The organism is Aphanothece microscopica RSMan92 (assembly GCF_046613545.2).
Classification (GTDB): domain Bacteria; phylum Cyanobacteriota; class Cyanobacteriia; order PCC-6307; family Cyanobiaceae; genus NIES-981.
Genome location: NZ_JBKKKY020000025.1, coordinates 1 through 15,536, shown reverse-complemented (window position 1 = coordinate 15,536; position 15,536 = coordinate 1). Strand labels below are relative to the sequence as shown.

General features: G+C 70.0%; 13 protein-coding genes. 6 read left to right on the top strand and 7 right to left on the bottom strand.

The window, feature by feature from the left end:
- Both ACLD7X_RS08815 and ACLD7X_RS08810 read right to left on the bottom strand, forming a co-directional pair.
- Complete coding sequence (locus tag ACLD7X_RS08815) at positions 1-2,535, bottom strand: glycogen/starch/alpha-glucan phosphorylase (protein ID WP_411423238.1); 2,535 nt, start codon at positions 2,533-2,535, stop codon at positions 1-3.
- On the bottom strand, positions 2,532-4,961 hold the full coding sequence (locus ACLD7X_RS08810) for a phosphoketolase family protein (protein ID WP_411423237.1): 2,430 nt from the start codon (positions 4,959-4,961) through the stop codon (positions 2,532-2,534). Before ACLD7X_RS08810 ends, ACLD7X_RS08815 begins: the two co-directional genes overlap by 4 nt.
- Before the next feature lie 132 nt (positions 4,962-5,093).
- Here ACLD7X_RS08810 and ACLD7X_RS08805 point away from each other — a divergent pair, with 132 nt between their 5' ends.
- Together ACLD7X_RS08805 and ACLD7X_RS08800 are read left to right on the top strand one after the other, a co-directional pair.
- Positions 5,094-6,449 carry a cation:proton antiporter gene (locus tag ACLD7X_RS08805; RefSeq protein WP_411423236.1) on the top strand — a complete coding sequence of 452 codons (1,356 nt, stop codon included), beginning with the start codon at positions 5,094-5,096 and terminating at the stop codon, positions 6,447-6,449.
- Positions 6,430-7,011 (top strand): methyltransferase family protein, encoded by a 582-nt coding sequence (locus tag ACLD7X_RS08800; protein ID WP_412006956.1) that lies wholly within the window; start codon positions 6,430-6,432, stop codon positions 7,009-7,011. The genes ACLD7X_RS08805 and ACLD7X_RS08800 overlap by 20 nt, the downstream gene beginning before the upstream one ends.
- Here the strand turns inward: ACLD7X_RS08800 and ACLD7X_RS08795 are convergent.
- Complete coding sequence (locus tag ACLD7X_RS08795) at positions 6,971-7,285, bottom strand: hypothetical protein (RefSeq protein WP_411423234.1); 315 nt, start codon at positions 7,283-7,285, stop codon at positions 6,971-6,973. The two genes, ACLD7X_RS08800 and ACLD7X_RS08795, sit on opposite strands and share 41 nt — an antisense overlap.
- A gap of 50 nt (positions 7,286-7,335) precedes the next feature.
- Here ACLD7X_RS08795 and ACLD7X_RS08790 point away from each other — a divergent pair, with 50 nt between their 5' ends.
- Entirely contained in the window at positions 7,336-8,322 is a 987-nt protein-coding gene (locus tag ACLD7X_RS08790) for an alpha/beta fold hydrolase (protein ID WP_411423233.1), read from the top strand.
- Here ACLD7X_RS08790 and ACLD7X_RS08785 read toward each other — a convergent pair.
- Positions 8,252-9,427 (bottom strand): FAD-binding oxidoreductase, encoded by a 1,176-nt coding sequence (locus tag ACLD7X_RS08785; RefSeq protein ID WP_411423232.1) that lies wholly within the window; start codon positions 9,425-9,427, stop codon positions 8,252-8,254. The two genes, ACLD7X_RS08790 and ACLD7X_RS08785, sit on opposite strands and share 71 nt — an antisense overlap.
- Before the next feature lie 17 nt (positions 9,428-9,444).
- On the opposite strand from ACLD7X_RS08785, the gene ACLD7X_RS08780 reads away from it, so the two are divergent.
- Entirely contained in the window at positions 9,445-10,875 is a 1,431-nt protein-coding gene (locus ACLD7X_RS08780) for a four-carbon acid sugar kinase family protein (protein ID WP_411423231.1), read from the top strand.
- Here the strand turns inward: ACLD7X_RS08780 and ACLD7X_RS08775 are convergent.
- Positions 10,784-12,181 carry an APC family permease gene (locus tag ACLD7X_RS08775; protein WP_411423230.1) on the bottom strand — a complete coding sequence of 466 codons (1,398 nt, stop codon included), beginning with the start codon at positions 12,179-12,181 and terminating at the stop codon, positions 10,784-10,786. The genes ACLD7X_RS08780 and ACLD7X_RS08775 overlap by 92 nt on opposite strands.
- 49 nt (positions 12,182-12,230) lie before the next feature.
- Here ACLD7X_RS08775 and ACLD7X_RS08770 point away from each other — a divergent pair, with 49 nt between their 5' ends.
- Positions 12,231-12,938 carry a GAP family protein gene (locus ACLD7X_RS08770; protein ID WP_411423229.1) on the top strand — a complete coding sequence of 236 codons (708 nt, stop codon included), beginning with the start codon at positions 12,231-12,233 and terminating at the stop codon, positions 12,936-12,938.
- A gap of 27 nt (positions 12,939-12,965) precedes the next feature.
- Here the strand turns inward: ACLD7X_RS08770 and ACLD7X_RS08765 are convergent, their stop codons facing one another.
- Positions 12,966-13,268, bottom strand: coding sequence for a hypothetical protein (locus ACLD7X_RS08765; RefSeq protein WP_411423228.1), 303 nt, complete (start codon positions 13,266-13,268; stop codon positions 12,966-12,968).
- A 103-nt stretch (positions 13,269-13,371) separates the two neighbouring features.
- Here ACLD7X_RS08765 and htpX point away from each other — a divergent pair, with 103 nt between their 5' ends.
- Complete coding sequence (htpX, locus tag ACLD7X_RS08760; RefSeq protein ID WP_411423227.1) at positions 13,372-14,301, top strand: protease HtpX; 930 nt, start codon at positions 13,372-13,374, stop codon at positions 14,299-14,301.
- Positions 14,302-14,354: 53 nt separating this feature from the next.
- Here the strand turns inward: htpX and ACLD7X_RS08755 are convergent, their stop codons facing one another.
- Entirely contained in the window at positions 14,355-15,368 is a 1,014-nt protein-coding gene (locus ACLD7X_RS08755; RefSeq protein ID WP_412006957.1) for a methyltransferase, read from the bottom strand.
- Positions 15,369-15,536 lie beyond the last annotated feature (168 nt).

The window sequence follows — 15,536 nt, the reverse complement described above, 5'->3', positions numbered from 1 at the left end:
TCAGCCCGGTTCGTCCTCCATCTCGCACTTGATCGTCACCGGGAAGGGCTCGGCTCTCCAGATCCGTTCGGCGTACTCGGCGATCGAGCGGTCCGACGAGAAGAAGCCGCTCCGGGCGGAGTTGAGCAGGGACATCCGGTTCCAGCGACGGCGATCCGCCCAGGCCGTGTTCACCTCGGCTTGGGCGCGCAGGTAGTCGTTGAAGTCGGCCAGCACGAAAAAGGGATCACGTCCGGTGAGGTTCTGCAGCAGTGGGCGGAACAGTTCGCCGTCACCATTGCTGAAGTGTCCCTGCTCTACCAGACGCAGCACTTCGGTGAGTTCCGGCATCGCACTGATCAGCTCCCAAGGGCGGTAGCCGGCATCGTGCAGCGCCATGATCTCCTCGGCGGTCTTGCCGAAGAGGAAGAAGTTGTCCGCGCCGACCTGCTCGCGGATCTCCACATTGGCGCCATCGAGGGTGCCGATCGTGAGCGCCCCATTCATGGCGAACTTCATGTTGCCCGTTCCTGAAGCCTCCTTGCCGGCTGTCGAGATCTGCTCGGAGAGGTCGGAGGCGGGATACACACGCTCGCCCAGCTTCACGTTGTAGTCCGCCAGGAAGATCACCCGCAGCCGGCCCTCCATGTCGGGGTCGGCATTGATGGTTTCGGCGATGCCGTTGATGAAGCGGATGATCAGCTTGGCCATGTAATAGCCCGGCGCTGCCTTGCCCCCGAAGATCACCGTGCGCGGTGCCAGATGGTCCCCCTCGCCGTTCTTGATGCGCAGGTACTGGGCAATCACCTGCAGGGCATTGAGGTGCTGGCGCTTGTATTCGTGGATGCGCTTGACCTGGACGTCGAACAGGGAGGCCGGATCCACCAGCACGCCGGTGTGACGGTGAATGTAGTGACTGAGCTGGTTTTTCACCGCCAGTTTGGTGGCCCCCCAGCGCTCCAGGAAGCTGGTGTCGTCGACGTAGTTCTCGAGCTGGCGCAGCTGGCTCAGGTCCTGCACCCAGCGGTCCCCGATCACCTCATCCAGGAGTCCGGAGAGCTGGGGGTTCGCGAGGGCCACCCAGCGTCGCGGGGTGACCCCGTTGGTCACGTTCGTGAACTTCTCCGGCCAGAGGTCGGCGAACTCCGGGAAGAGCTGGGTCTTCACCAGCTCGCTGTGCAGCGCGGCCACGCCGTTGACGTGGTGGGAGGCCACGGTGGCCAGATGGGCCATCCGCACCGATTTGCCCCCCTCCTCATCGATGATCGAGACGCGCTGCAGCACGGCCTCGTTGCCGGGGTAGCGGATGCGCACCTGCTGCAGGAAACGGCGGTTGATCTCGAAGATCAGCTCCAGGTGGCGGGGCAGCAGCGAGCCGAACAGCTCGAGGCCCCACTTCTCCAGGGCTTCGGGCAGCAGGGTGTGGTTGGTGTAGGAGAGCGAGCGGGTGGTGATGGCCCAGGCGTCCTCCCACTCCAGATGCTTGTCGTCGATGAGCAGGCGCATCAGCTCGGCCACCGCGATCGCCGGGTGGGTGTCGTTGAGCTGCACGGCCCAGTGGTCCGGAAACTCCGCGATCGGCAGGCCCCGTGCCTCGAGGCTGCGGATCATGTCCTGCAGGGAGCAGCTCACGAAGAAGTGCTGCTGCTTCAGCCGCAGTCGCCGACCTTCAGCCGTGCCGTCATTGGGGTAGAGCACCTTCGAGAGGGTCTCACTGCCCACCTTCTCCTCCACGGCGCCGTAGTAGTCGCCGATGTTGAAGGCATAGAAGTCGAAGCTCTCGGTGGCATCGGCGCGCCAGAGGCGCAGGCGGTTGCAGGTGTTCACCCGGTAGCCCAGCACCGGCACATCGTGGGGGATGCCGATGGCGTGTTCGGCCGGCACCCAGCGCACCCGGTACTGGCCGTGCTCGTCCTGGTAGCTCTCGGTGCGGCCGCCGAAGCCCACGAAACAGGCCTGGTCGGGCTGGGGCAGCTCCCAGGGCCAGCCGCCCTTGAGCCACTTGTCGGTGATCTCCACCTGCCAGCCGTCGCGGATCAGCTGGTCGAAGATGCCGAACTCGTAGCGGATCCCATAGCCGGTGGCAGGGATCTCCAGCGAGGCGAGGGATTCCAGGAAGCAGGCCGCTAGACGGCCCAGGCCCCCGTTCCCCAGCCCGGGCTCCTCCTCCACATCGAGGATCAGGTTGATGTCGTCGATGCCGAAGCGGCGCAGGGCTTCCGCGGCCGCATCCTGAATGCCCAGCATCAGCAGGTTGTTGCCGAGCTGGGGGCCGATCAGGAACTCGGCCGAGAGGTAGGACACCACCCGCGTCGGTGCGGCCCGCAGCGCCTCGATCCCGGCCAGGTAGCGGGTCATCAGCCGGTCGCGCACGGCGTAGCTGAGGGCGACGTAGAGGTCGTGGCGGGTCGCTGTGGGCGCCAGCTTGCCGAGGCTGTAGAAGAGGTGCTCGGTCATGCCGTCGAACACGTCATCCGGTTCCGGACCACTCCGGTCGGGGTCGGCATAACAGCCCGGGGTGGGCAGGCGCAGGGTCTTGGGTTTGATGGTTGTCATGCTTGGGGGGGTGTCCAGCGCCAGTTGGTGACCTCAGGAGCGTCCATGCCGTGCTGGTGGGCGTAGGCACGGTTGGCCAGGATGGCGTCCTTCATCTGTTCCTTGACGTGGGCGGCGCGGGAACCGAGGCTCGGCACCCGGTCGATCACGTCGATCACCAGGTTGAAGCGGTCGATCTGGTTGTTCATCGCCAGCTCGAGCGGCGTGTTGATGTTGCCCTTCTCCTTGTATCCCCGCACGTGCAGGTTGGCGTGGTTGGTGCGGCGGTAGGTGAGCCGGTGGATCAGCCACGGATAACCGTGGAAATTGAAGATCACCGGCTTGTTGGTGGTGAACAGGCTGTCGAAGTCCCGATCCGAGAGGCCGTGGGGATGCTCGCTGGGCTGGGTGAGGGCGAACAGCTTCACCACGTTGAGCACGCGAATCTTGAGCTGGGGAATCTCCCGGCGCAGGATCTCCACCGCCGCCAGGGTCTCCTTGGAGGGGATGTCGCCGGCGCAGGCCATCACCACATCGGGATCATCGGGTTGGGTGCCGCAGTCGTCGTTGCTGGCCCAGCGCACGATGCTGATCCCCTTGGCCACGTGGGCGCGGGCCTGCTCGAGGTTCATGTACTGCAGATGCTTCTGCTTGTCGGAGACGATGATGTTGCAGACGTTGGTCTCCAGCATCGCCTCCTCTGCAACCGCCAGCAGGCTGTTGGCATCCGGCGGCATGTAGACGCGCACCACATCGCCGCTCTTGTTGCCGGCCAGGTCGATGAAGCCCGGGTCCTGGTGCGTGAAGCCGTTGTGGTCCTGGCGCCAGACCGTCGAGGAGATCAGACAGGTCCAGGGACCGATCGGTGCCCGCCAGGGGGCATGGAGGTTGCAGGATTCCAGCCACTTGGCGTGCTGGTTGAACATCGAGGCGATCACGTGCGCGAAGGCCTCGTAGGTGTGGAAGAAGCCGTAGCGGCCGGTGAGCACGTAGCCCTCCATCATTCCCACCAGGGTGTGCTCGGAGAGCATCTCCACCACCCGGCCGCTGCGGGCCAGCTCACTGCCGTTGCTGTCCTCGGGCAGCAGGTCCTCCATCCACACCTTCTTGCTCACCTCGTAGATCGCCTGGAGGCGGTTCGAGGCGGTTTCATCGGGGCCGAACACCCGCAGCGAATCGGGGTTGAGGCCGATCGCATCGCGCAGCAGTTCCCCCAGCGGGTAGGTGTTCTCCGCCTCGACCCGGCCCGGAGTGTCCACCGTCACCGCGTAGGACTCGATCGGCGGCAGCTGCAGTCTGTGGCGCAGCAGCCCGCCGTTGGCATGGGGGTTGGAGCCCATCCGCCGCAGCCCCTGGGGGGAGAGGGCCTGCAGCTCGGGCAGGAGGGTGCCGTGCTCGTCGAACAGCTCCTCGGGCCGGTAGCTGCGCAGCCAGGTCTCGAGCATCGCCAGCTGCTCGGGATCCTTCTGCGGGCCCGGCAGGGGCACCTGGTGGGCGCGCCAGAAGCCCTCCAGTTTTTTGTCGCCCAGGGCGGCGGGTCCGGTCCAGCCCTTGGGAGAGCGCAGCACGATCATCGGCCAGTGGGGGCGCTGGGCTTCGCCGCTGCGGCGCGCCTCGGCCTGGATGGCCTGGATGCGGCCGACAGCTTCCTCCATGGCGGCGGCCATGGCGGCGTGCATGGCCATCGGTTCGCTGCCCTCGACGAACAGCGGCTCCCAGCCGTAACCGCGCAGCAGGCTGGCCAGTTCCTCGCGGGGGATGCGGGCCAGCAGGGTGGGGTTGGCGATCTTGTAGCCGTTGAGGTGCAGCACCGGCAGCACCGCCCCGTCGCTGATCGGGTTGAGGAACTTGTTGATGTGCCAGCTGGTGGCCAGCGGTCCGGTTTCCGCCTCGCCGTCACCGACGCAGGCCAGGGCGATCAGATCGGGGTTGTCAAACACCGCCCCGCAGGCGTGGGAGAGCACGTAGCCCAGTTCACCGCCTTCATGGATCGAGCCGGGGGTTTCCGGGGTGCAGTGGCTGCCGATGTGCCCCGGAAACGAGAACTGCTTGAAGAAGCGCCGCATCCCGGCTTCATCGCGGGATTTGTCGGGGTAGACCTCGCTGTAGCTGCCGTCGAGGTAGGTGGGTCCGAGCACCCCAGGTGCGCCGTGGCCCGGCCCCGACAGGTAGATCATGTCCAGGTCCCGCTGGCGGATCAGCCGGTTGGCATGGGCCCAGATGAACGCCTGCCCCGGGCTGGAGCCCCAGTGGCCCAGCAGCCGGTTCTTGATGTGTTCGGGTCTGAGCGGCTCCTGCAGCAGTGGATTGTCCTGCAGGTAGATCATCCCCACCGCCAGGTACTTCGCCGCTCGCCACCAGCGGTTGATCCGCTCGAGCAGCTCGCCGTCCACTCCCTCGGGGGGAGTCTGGAAAACGGACCCCGTTGTGACATCCGACGCCTGCATGGCCTGTCTCTCCCTGGTGACCGTGGTTGGACGGTAGCGACGGTTGCCACGCCGGCCCCCTCCCGCTGCCTAGAGATCTGCGTCCGAACACCGGGCGACGGGCCTACGGTCAGCGGCGCCTGAACACTCCCTATGACCCTGCCAGCGCTGTTGCTAGAGGTGGGCAGCCACCAGCTCGAGGTCGCCGAGACCCTGATCTCGGTCGGCGAGTTCCTCGTGATCTTCGTGGCGGCCCGGCTGCTGGCCGAGCTGATGGTGCGCGTTCAGCTCCCCACGATCCTGGGGGAACTGGTGGCGGGGGTGCTGATCGGGGTTTCGGGCCTGCACCTGATCGTGCCACCCGAGACCCAGGCGCAGCTGAGCGGCTGGGGTCTGGCCCTGCTCGGTTCGCTCGCCGACCTGGCGCCCGAGACCGTGCAGGATCTCTATGCGGAGACCTTCCCCAATCTCCAGTCCGTCTCCCAGATCGGCCTCTACGCCCTGCTGTTTCTGACAGGCCTGGAAAGCGAGCTCGACGAACTCGTGGCGGTCGGGGTTCAGGCCACCACGGTGGCCGTGACCGGGGTGGTGCTCCCCTTCGCCCTTGGCACGGCCGGCCTCTACTACTTGTTCGACGTGCCGTTGATTCCGGCGGTGTTTGCCGGGGCGGCGATGACCGCCACCTCGATCGGGATCACCGCCAGCGTGTTCGGCGAACTGAAGTTCCTCAAGACCCGCGAAGGGCAGACCGTGATCGGAGCCGCGGTGCTCGATGACATCCTCGGCATCGTCATCCTCGCCGTGGTGGTGAGTCTGGCCGGTGGCGGCGGCTTCGCTGTCGGCCCGGTGATCAAGCTGGTTGCGGCCGCAGGCGTGTTCGTGGCCGCAGCGCTCTTCCTCAGCAGCAAGGCCGCCCCTGTCTTCGACTGGGTGCTGGATCGGCTCAAGGCCCCGGGCGAGGTGGTGGTGGCCGCCTTCGTGGTGCTGTCCCTCTCCTGCTTCGCAGCCCAGGCGATCGGCCTGGAGGCGGCCCTGGGAGCCTTCGCTGCGGGCCTGATCCTCAGCGGCTCGCGCCACACCCATGCCATCCAGGGCACGGTGCAGCCTCTGGTGGCCCTGTTCGCCACCATCTTCTTCGTGCTGATCGGCACCAGCATGGATCTCTCGGTGCTGAATCCGCTCAACCCCGAGAACCGCGAAGGGCTGGTGGTCGCCGCCTTCCTGCTCACCGTGGCGATCGTGGGCAAGGTGGTGGCCGGCTGGAGCTACGTCAGCAAGGAGAAGACCAACCGTCTGGTGGTGGGCCTGGGGATGATGCCCCGCGGCGAGGTGGGCCTGATCTTCCTGGGGCTCGGCAGCCAGGCCGGCCTGCTCACCAAACCCCTCGAGGCGGCCATCCTGTTGATGGTGATCGGCACCACCTTCCTGGCGCCGATCCTGCTCCGCCTGGTTCTGGGCGGGACGCCAGGAGGCCCCGATCTTGATCCCCTTGCCGAAATCCCCACCTGACCCCCCCCAGGCAGAACACGCCGCGGAGCCGGCCCCGGGGCTGCTTCGCCGCTGGGGCCTGAGCTGGAGCGGCTGGCGGGACAACCGGCGCGGCGAGTGGTGGCTCCTGGCCCAGCTCGTCCTGATTGCGGCCCATCTGCTGCCCCCCTGGCCCAGCCCCGGGGCCTGGGGCTACGCCTGGCCCCTGCCAGTGGCGATCGCTGGAGCCGTGCTGTTCCTGCTGGGGCTGGTGCTGGCGGCCCAGGCCTTCTGGGGGCTCGGCCCCAGCCTCACACCCCTGCCGGAACCGATGCCCGGGGCGGCCCTGGTCACGTCCGGGTCCTACGCCCGCTGCCGCCATCCGCTCTACCAGGCGGTGCTCCTCTGCTCCCTGGGGGTGACCCTGGTCTTCGGCAGCCTCCTCCACCTGGCCCTGTTGTTCGGCCTGGCAGCCGTGCTGGGCGGCAAGGCCAGGCGGGAGGAGCGGGCCCTGCAGCGGCTCCATCCCGCGTACGTCGCCTACCGCCAGAGCACGGCGGCGATCATTCCCCATCTTCCCTGGCTCGACTGGCGAGAGCTGTGAACAGGCCCCAGCCCACGGCGATCAGTCCGAGGCTCGACGCCCAGCCCGGCCCCAGGGCCAGACCCAGAGCCAGGTCGGTCGCCGTGCCCAGCAGCAGGGCCAGCAGCAGGCTGAGGCCCAGCAGCACCAACTGCTGGGCGTACTGGGGCAGGGGCCCTGCCGCCAGGGCCTGCTCGAGCCGGCTGAGCGGCAGGGTGAGCGGCAGATAGAGCGCCAGGGCCCAGAGGGCGATTCCCGGGAGCACGGCGCTCCAGTCAGCACTGGCGAGGGGCAAGGGAGATCGGGCGGGCTCCCTAGCATCGACCCTCCCCGCCGGCCCCCGTGGTGTCCGACCAGCCGATCGCCCAGCCCTGGAGTCACCGGGGTCATGCCGTCCACGCCGTGGTGGCGGCCCCGGCCCAGCCCCGGGGGCCCGCCGTGCTGCTGGTGCACGGCTTCGGGGCCTCCACCGACCACTGGCGCCACAACATTCCGGCCCTGGCGGTCAGCCATGAGGTGCATGCCCTCGATCTGCTCGGCTTCGGCCGCAGCGCCAAGCCGGCGGAGCTGGCCTACGGCGGAGCCCTCTGGCGCGACCAGCTCGCCGCCTACGTGGCCGAGCGGATCGGCCGGCCGACCGTGCTGGTGGGCAATTCGCTCGGGGGGTTCGCCGCCCTTGCCGCGGGCGTTGCCCTCGGGCCCCAGGCGGCCGGGGTGGTGCTGCTGAACGCCGCCGGGCCGTTCAGCGATGAGCAGGCACCGCCGCGGGGCTGGGGGGCCATCACCCGCCAGACCATCGGAGCGGCCCTGCTGAGAAGTCCTGTGCTGCAGCGGTTGCTGTTCGAGAACCTGCGCCGGCCCGCCACGATCCGCCGCACCCTGAACCAGGTGTACATCGACCGCACCAATGTCGATGACGCCCTGGTGGAGGCGATCCGCCGGCCTTCACTGGACCCTGGGGCGTTCGGCGTGTTCCGCACGGTGTTCGACATCCCCCGCGGCCAGCCCCTCGATGAACTCTTCGCGGAACTCGCCTGCCCCCTGCTGCTGCTCTGGGGTATCCGCGATCCCTGGATCAACGCCGCCGGGCGTCGCCAGGCCTTCCAGCGCCACGCCCCCGCCTCCAGCACCACCGAGGTGGTGCTGGAGGCGGGCCATTGCCCCCACGACGAGGTGCCCGAGCTGGTCAACACGGCCCTGCTGAACTGGCTGGACGACCTCGGAGGCTCAGGCGGTGACGCCGCCGGTGTGGCCAGGGCCGTCAGTGCCGGGGAGCCACCCCCGGCAGCCGGCCTCGCGCCAGTTGCTGCTTCGGATCGAACTGCCGCTTGATCGCTTCGATCATGGGGCGGGAGGGGGCATCCAGCCAGGCGGGAAGCGTCGACCCGGAGGGTTGCTGCAACACCGTGAGGTAGCCGCTCCGGGCCCGGCAGAGCTGACGCAGGGCCTCGATCCGGTAGGCGGGCACGGCCTGGGCTCCGGCCCAGCCGCAGCCCAGGCCGGAGCCGGCGCCCAGTTCCAGATCCAGACCGTCCAGGGCGGGATCGGCCAGCATCCCGGCGGTCTGGTCGGGCTTCACCCCGAGCCGCAGCAGCCAGCCCGGCGTGCTCGGATCCCCCCGGCCGGCGGCTGTGGGCACGGCTGTGGGGAGGGCGGTGGCGGTGGCCAGCTCTTCCGGCTCCAGTGTGCGGAGCTCGAGCCCCGGCGCCTTCTCCCGGATGCAGGCGAGCTGTTCGTCGAGGGTCTGGGCGCTGATGCTGGCCAGGCTCACCACCAGGGACGTGCCACCGCCACGTCGCTGCCAGTCGACGCGCTCGGGGGTGAGGCTCGAGTCGAGCAGCCAGCGGCAGAACGTCGCCAGCGGCTCCAGCGCACCGGCCAGCCGGAGGCCGCGGCGCTGGGGCGGGATCGGTTGGGTGCGCAGGGTGGCCGCCGTGATCAGGGCCAGGGATCCCCAGCTGCCGCAGAGCAGCCGCATCAGGTCGTAGCCGGCCACGTTCTTGACCACCTTGCCGCCGGCCCGGGCGCGCACGCCGTCGCTGCGCACGAGCTCGATGCCGATCAGCTGGTCGCGCACCCCGAGGTAGCGGTGGCGGTAGCCCCTGGCCAGGCCGCGGGCCAGCAGGCCGCCGATCGAGCCGCTGCCGGCTCCGGAGGCGTCGCTCCCCCAGGGCCAGTCCAGGGGTAACCACTGCCCGTGGTGGGCCAACGCCTCCTGAACCACCACCAGTGGGGTGCCGGCCTCCACCGTGATGGTGAAGTCGCCGGGATTGTGTTCAAGGATCCGGTTCAGCCGCGCGCAGCTCAGCACCGTGTGGGGCTGGGCCACCGGCGGCCCCCAGTCGATCCGGCTGCCCAGACCGGCCGGCAGCCAGGCGTCACCCTGCCGGTGCAGGTCACGCACCAGCTCCTGCAGCTCGTGGGGCTCCGGGGTCATCACGGCACGATGGTCCCATGAAGGTTGTGGTGCTCGACGACGACCCCACCGGATCGCAGACCGTGCACGGCTGCCCGCTGCTGCTGCGCTGGGATCCGGCCACGCTGCGGCGGGGACTGGCCCACCCCTCGCCGCTGCTCTTCGTGCTGGCCAACACGCGCGCGCTGGCGCCGGCCGCGGCGAGGGAGCGGGTGGCCGGGATCTGCCGGGCCCTGCGCCAGGCCGTGGCGGCGGAGCAGGCCGAGGGCCGTTGCCACCACTGGCTGATCGTGAGTCGCGGCGACTCCACCCTGCGCAGCCACTTCCCGCTGGAGTGCGACGTGATCGCCGCGGAGCTGGGTGCCGCAGCCGGGGAGGATCCGGCCGGCTTCGATGCCACGTTCCTGGCGCCGGCCTTTCTGCCGGGTGGCCGCACCACCGTGAACGGCGTGCATCGGCTGAACGGTGAGCCGGTGCACACCACCCCCTTCGCCCGGGACGGGCTGTTCGGCTACGGCAGCAGCGATCTGGCGGTGTGGGCCGAGGAGAGGAGTGGCGGCCGGATCAAGGCGGCCAGCGTGGCGCGTCTGGGGCTGGCGGCACTGGATGCGGCGGCGGCATCGCCCCAGGGCCACAGGGCGCTCTGTGCCCGGCTGGCGGCGCTGGATGGCAACAGGCTGGTGGCTGTGGATGCGGAGCGGCCGCGGCAGTTGGCGGCCCTGGGAGCCGCGGTGCGGGAGCTCACGGCGCCCGCTGCCAGCGAGGGCTGGGGCCGGCCGCGGCGGTTCCTGTTCCAGGGCGCCGCCAGCCTGCTGAACGGTCTGGTCGACCTGCCGCCCCAGCCCCTGGAGGCGGCCGGCCTGGCCGGCTTGCGGCGGCGGGGGGGCGAGGGGGCGCTGCCGGGGCTGGTGCTGGTGGGCTCCCATGTGCCCCTGGCCGATGCCCAGCTGGAGGTGCTGCTGCACGAGCCTGGTTGCGCGGCGTTGGAGCTGCCGGTGGCCCGGCTGGCGCGGCTGCTGGAGGGGCCGGCGCCGCGGGAGCTGCTGGCTTCGCTGGAGCAGGCCTGGCGCGAGCAGCTCCAGGCCTGCCTGGTGGCCGGCCGCACCCCGGTGCTGCACACCAGCCGCGGCGAGGTGTTCTGTGCCAGTCCCGCCGAACGGCGGCGGCTGGGGGAGGCTCTGGCGGCGCTGATGGCCCGGCTGGCCGGGTCCCTGGCCCCGCAGCTGGGGTATGTGATCAGCAAGGGGGGCATCACCACCCAGGCGCTGCTGAGCGAGGGGCTGGATCTGGTGGCCGTGGAGCTGCAGGGCCAGCTGTTGCCCGGCCTCTCACTGGTGCTCACCCCGGCTGAGGCGCGCGTGCCGGGGCTGCCGGTGCTCACCTTCCCGGGCAACCTGGGGGAGGCGGGCACGCTGCGGCAGGCGTGGCGCTGGATGGAGGGGTCTCCGGCTGCCGCTGCTGGGGGATGAGCAGACCCACTCCGGCCAGGGCCAGGGCGGCGAGGCTGTTGGTGGTGTCCTGCAGCAGGGCGGTGGCCAGGAACGCCGTGGACACCAGCGCGATCAGCAGCGGCGCCAGCGGGTAGGCAGGCAGCCGGAAGGGCCGGGGCAGCTCGGGTTCCCGCCGCCGCAGGGTGATCAGGGCGGCGATCCCCACCAGGGGCAGGCACACGTAAAGGAAGGCGGCCATGGCGAGCAGGTGCTCGAAGGAGCCGCCCAGCACCAGGGCGGCGGTGAGGGCCAGGGTGAGCCCGAGGGCGCCGGTGGGGGTGCCGCCGGCGTTCACCGCCAGGGCCGCTGTGGGGAAGAGACCGTCGCGGCTGAGGCCGTAGAGGATGCGCGGGGCGGCCATCACCACGGTGTTGATCAGCCCCAGCAGGGCTACCAGGGCCACCCCGTGGATCAGCAGGCTGCCGCCCGCACCGGCCAGCAGCCGGGCGGCATCGGCCGCCGGCAGGTTCGAGCCGGCCAGCTGAGCGGGCGTGAGCACGTGCAGCAGGGCAGCGTTGATCAGCAGGTAGAGCGCCAGCACCGCCAGCACGCCGCCGATCAGGGAGCGGGGCAGGTCGTGGCCGGGATCGGTGAACTCCTCCGAGAAGTAGATGGGGCTGGCCCAGCCGTCGTAGGTGGTGATCACCGGCTGCAGGGCGGCCAGCAGGGCCAGACTGAGGCCGCCCCAGGCCAGCGGTGGCAGGGCCGGCGGGGCTTCGAGGGCGCTTGCCGGCCCGGCGATCTCCGCACCGCCGGGCAGCAGGAAGCAGGCCAGCACCAGGGCGAGGAAGGCCGCCGCCTTGGCCAGGCTGAGCAGTTCCTGGCTGGCGCTGCCGGCCTTCACACCACGCCACTGGATCAGGCCGAAGCCGGCGATCGCGAGCAGGCTGATCAACCGGGGTGGCAGGCCCAGAGCCGGAAGCAGCAGGGCCAGCAGCTCACCGGTGGTGGTGGCTACCCAGGCCAGGCCGATGCAGTGGGCCAGCCAGTCGGTCCAGCCCACCAGGCCACCGGCCCGCAGGCCGAAGGCCCTTTCGGCGTAGACATACCAACCCCCGGCCCGGGGCAGGCTGCTGGCCAGCTCGGCCACGCACAGGGCCCCGAGGCCGGCGTAGAGGCCGCCCAGCAGCCAGGCGGCCAGGATCAGCCAGGGGGCGCCCAGCTGGGCCGCCACGAGGCCGGGGGTGACCAGGATGCCGGCGCCGATGGTGCCCCCCACCGCGCCGGCCAGCCCGAAGCCCAGGCCCAGCACCTGCTGCAGCTTGCCGGGGGCCGGGGTGCTCATGGAGGGAGTCTGGCGGGTTCTGGTACGTTGCCGCCCGGACTGTCGGCCGATGCTCCCTTTTCACTGGCTCACCCAGACGATCGCCTTCGGGCTTGGGATCGCGTTCAGTCCGATCAACATCGCCCTGGTGGCCCTGCTGATGCTGGGCCGTCAGCCCCTGCGGCGCTGTGCCACCTACCTGGGGGGATGGGTGCTGGCCAACGGCGGCGCCCTCGGCGTGGTGGTGCTGATCGGCAGCCGCTTCAGCTGGGCCCTGCATCTCGGTACCAGGGCCCAGGTTCAGCTGGATCTGCTGGGGGCCGGGGCGCTGCTGGGGCTGGGACTGTTCCAGCTCACCCCAGCCGTGACGCTGGGCGAGGAGAACTGGGCGATGCAGCTGATCGCCCAGCTGCCGGAACTGGAGTGGCTGCCGCTGCTGGGGCTCGGAGCCGGATGCGCCCTGGTGAGCCCGGAGAACCTGGTCTTCTACCTCAAGGAAGGGGGGATGCTGCTCACCAACCACACCAGCCTGCGGGGTGATCTGGAGGTGGGCGCGGTGTTCGTGGCCGTGACCACCTCGCTGCTGCTGCTGCCGCCGCTGGCCTGGTGGCTGAGCGGGGGCAGGGCGCGGGAAGCCTTCACCGTCCTGAACGACTGGTTGATCCACCGGGCCGAATGGCTGGTGGGGGTGCTGGCCATGCTGCTGGGGCTGTATCTGGGCTGGCAGGGCCTCGAAGGCCTGCACCACATCACCGTGATGGCGGTGCGCCAGGGGTGAGTGGGGCTGCGTTCAGCTGGATGGGGCTCAGTAGAGCTTCCTGCAGGTGGTGGTCGGGGTGAGCTTCATCAACGACCACAGGGCGCCGTACTGGGCGGCGGAGACGGCCAGTTCCTCCTCCATGCGCCTGCCCATCGGTGTTCCGGGTGCGGCGGTGGCGCCGAACTCGTTGTTGATCAGGGCCAGTCCCTGGCACATCGTCTCGATGTCCGGGTTGAGATCGCTCTCGGCTCTGGCGGCAGGCACTGGAAGGAGCATCGGCAGCACCACCACGGCCAGAGCGAGCCGGCTCAGGAGCGTGGAGGCAGCGGTGCCGGTGGTGGCAGACATGGGGCGGCACGGAGAGGCCATGCCCGGAGGCTAGGGGGGAGCCGCGGCGCTGACGCAGGGGTGGGCCGTTTCTAGGTTTCGGACAACCAGACCGGTGACGGCGATGGCGTTGCGATCGGCCCTGTTCCTGCTCACCAACCTGGCGGTGGTGGCCACGATCTCCCTGTTGATCACGCTCGGGGTGGCGGTGGGCTGGCTGCCGCCCGATCTGCCGCTGGGCCCGTTGCTCTCGGGCTGTTTCGTGTGGGGGGCCGCCGGTTCCTGGCTGGCGCTGCAGGGGTCGCGGGAGGCGGCGAAGCAGGCGATGGGGGTACAGCTGCTCGATGGCCGTGAGGGCCCTGAGGCCCAGTGGCTGGTGCAGACCGTGACCGCGCTGGCCGAGCGGGCCTCCGTGCCGATGCCCGAGCTGGGCGTCTACGCCTCGCCCGAGTGGAACGCCTTTGCCACGGGGCCATCGCCCGAGCGGGCTCTGGTGGCCGTCTCGAGCGGCATCCTCGACGGCATGCCGGCGCCGGAGCTGGAGGCGGTGCTGGCCCACGAGATGAGCCATGTGGGCAATGGCGACATGGTCACCATGGCCCTGCTGCAGGGGGTGATCAATGCCTTCGTGATGTTCCTGGCCCGGGCGCTTGCGCTGCTGCTGCCGCGCCGGAGTGACGACGACGGCCGCCGGCCACCACCGCTCACGGCCCTGATCTGGCCCCTGGAGGTGGTGCTCGGCCTGGCGGGCAGCCTGGTGACCGCCTGGTTCTCGCGGCACCGGGAGTTCCGGGCCGACGCCGGGGCCGCCCGACTCACCGGCGGCCCCGACGCGATGGTGAAGGCGCTTGAGCGTCTCGGTGCCACCCAGCAGCTGCTGGATCGGCGCGATCCCCCTGCCCTGGCCCCCTTCAAGATCGCCGGGCCCGCCGGTCTGCTGGGCCTGCTGGCCACCCACCCGCCGCTGGAGCAGCGCATCCAGGCTCTGCGGCAGGCCAGTGCCGCCCCCGATCCAAGTTCCCCCGGCGGGGTGCGCCCCGCTTCGGCCGGCTGAGCGGCTGAGCGGGGCGGCGCTCCCGGCGCAATCCTGAGGCCGCCGCGAGAGAACTACTTGACGCCGATCACCATCGCATCGGGCCCCACCAGCGGCTCCACCCGGGTGGAGGAGAAGCCGGCCTCGCGCATCCAGCCCATGCAGTCGGCGCCGGTGTAATCGAAGCCGCCGGGGGTTTCGATCAGCATGTTGAGGCTCATCAGCAGACCAAACGCATTCTTGGAGCGGTCGTCGTCGATGATCGCCTCGTACACCACCAGGGCACCGCCGGTGGGCAGGGCCTCGAAGGCCTTGCCGATCAGCATCCGTTTGGTGGGCAGGTCCCAGTCGTGCAGGATGTGGCCCATCAGCACCACATCGGCCGCGGGCAGGGGTTGCTGGAAGAAATCACCGGCGGCGAAGTGCAGCCGTTCGGCCAGGCCGTGGCGCTCCACATAGCTGGCGAAAATCGGTTCCACGGGCGCCAGATCGAAGCCGATGCCGCTCAGGTGGGGCTGGGCGAGGGCGATCTGCACGGCGAGATCCCCCTGGGCGGTGCCCACATCCACGAAGGTGCGGACCTGCTGCCAGGGGAAGGTGCGGGCGATCGTCTGGTTGGCACCGCGGCTGATCCCCGACATGGCGGCGAGGAATTCCTCCAGGCCCTGGGGGTCGGCGTAGAGCACCTCGAAGAGGCCGGGGCCGCCGGTTTTCAGCTCGTTCTGGGGTTCGCCGCTGCGCAGGGCCTCGCTGAGCTGCCCCCAGGAGGGATAGAGGCGGTGGTTGGCCATCTCCAGCAGGCCGCCCACGTAGGTGGCTTTCGCCCGATCGAGGAAGAGATCCGTTTCCGGAGTGTTGGCGTAGGTCCGGTCGGTGCGCCTCAGGAAGCCCAGGGCCACCAGGGCATCGAGGAAGTCGCGGGCGGAGCGTGGGTGGAGCCCCAGCCGGGTCTGGAGAGCCTCGAAGGCCAGCGGTCCGTCCGCCAGCTGGCTGAATACGCCGAGTTCCACGGCACTGAGGAGGGTCTTCGAAGCCCAGAAGGCCAGGCCGGTCTGGAGGATGGAGTCCGGGGAAAGGGGGGGGGTCATCAACGCCAGGGGCGAAGGGAAGGGCGGTGCCGAAGCCACCGCCATGCCCCGAGGATGGCCACGCCGAGCCCTGCTGCGCCGGCTGCAAAATGTGAAGTCAAGGCTGGGCGAAGACGCTCTGAATGGCCCCTGCCAGGTCCTTCAGCATCTTTCCGCTCGCGCCTGAGT

Coding starts and splice junctions, on each gene's coding strand:
- ACLD7X_RS08785 (WP_411423232.1), bottom strand. CDS start 9,427: ATGACCCCGGAGCCCCACGAGCTGCAGGAGCTGGTGCGTGACCTGCAC.
- ACLD7X_RS08815 (WP_411423238.1), bottom strand. CDS start 2,535: ATGACAACCATCAAACCCAAGACCCTGCGCCTGCCCACCCCGGGCTGT.
- ACLD7X_RS08805 (WP_411423236.1), top strand. CDS start 5,094: ATGACCCTGCCAGCGCTGTTGCTAGAGGTGGGCAGCCACCAGCTCGAG.
- ACLD7X_RS08775 (WP_411423230.1), bottom strand. CDS start 12,181: ATGAGCACCCCGGCCCCCGGCAAGCTGCAGCAGGTGCTGGGCCTGGGC.
- ACLD7X_RS08770 (WP_411423229.1), top strand. CDS start 12,231: ATGCTCCCTTTTCACTGGCTCACCCAGACGATCGCCTTCGGGCTTGGG.
- ACLD7X_RS08765 (WP_411423228.1), bottom strand. CDS start 13,268: ATGTCTGCCACCACCGGCACCGCTGCCTCCACGCTCCTGAGCCGGCTC.
- ACLD7X_RS08755 (WP_412006957.1), bottom strand. CDS start 15,368: ATGACCCCCCCCCTTTCCCCGGACTCCATCCTCCAGACCGGCCTGGCC.
- ACLD7X_RS08780 (WP_411423231.1), top strand. CDS start 9,445: ATGAAGGTTGTGGTGCTCGACGACGACCCCACCGGATCGCAGACCGTG.
- ACLD7X_RS08810 (WP_411423237.1), bottom strand. CDS start 4,961: ATGCAGGCGTCGGATGTCACAACGGGGTCCGTTTTCCAGACTCCCCCC.
- htpX (WP_411423227.1), top strand. CDS start 13,372: ATGGCGTTGCGATCGGCCCTGTTCCTGCTCACCAACCTGGCGGTGGTG.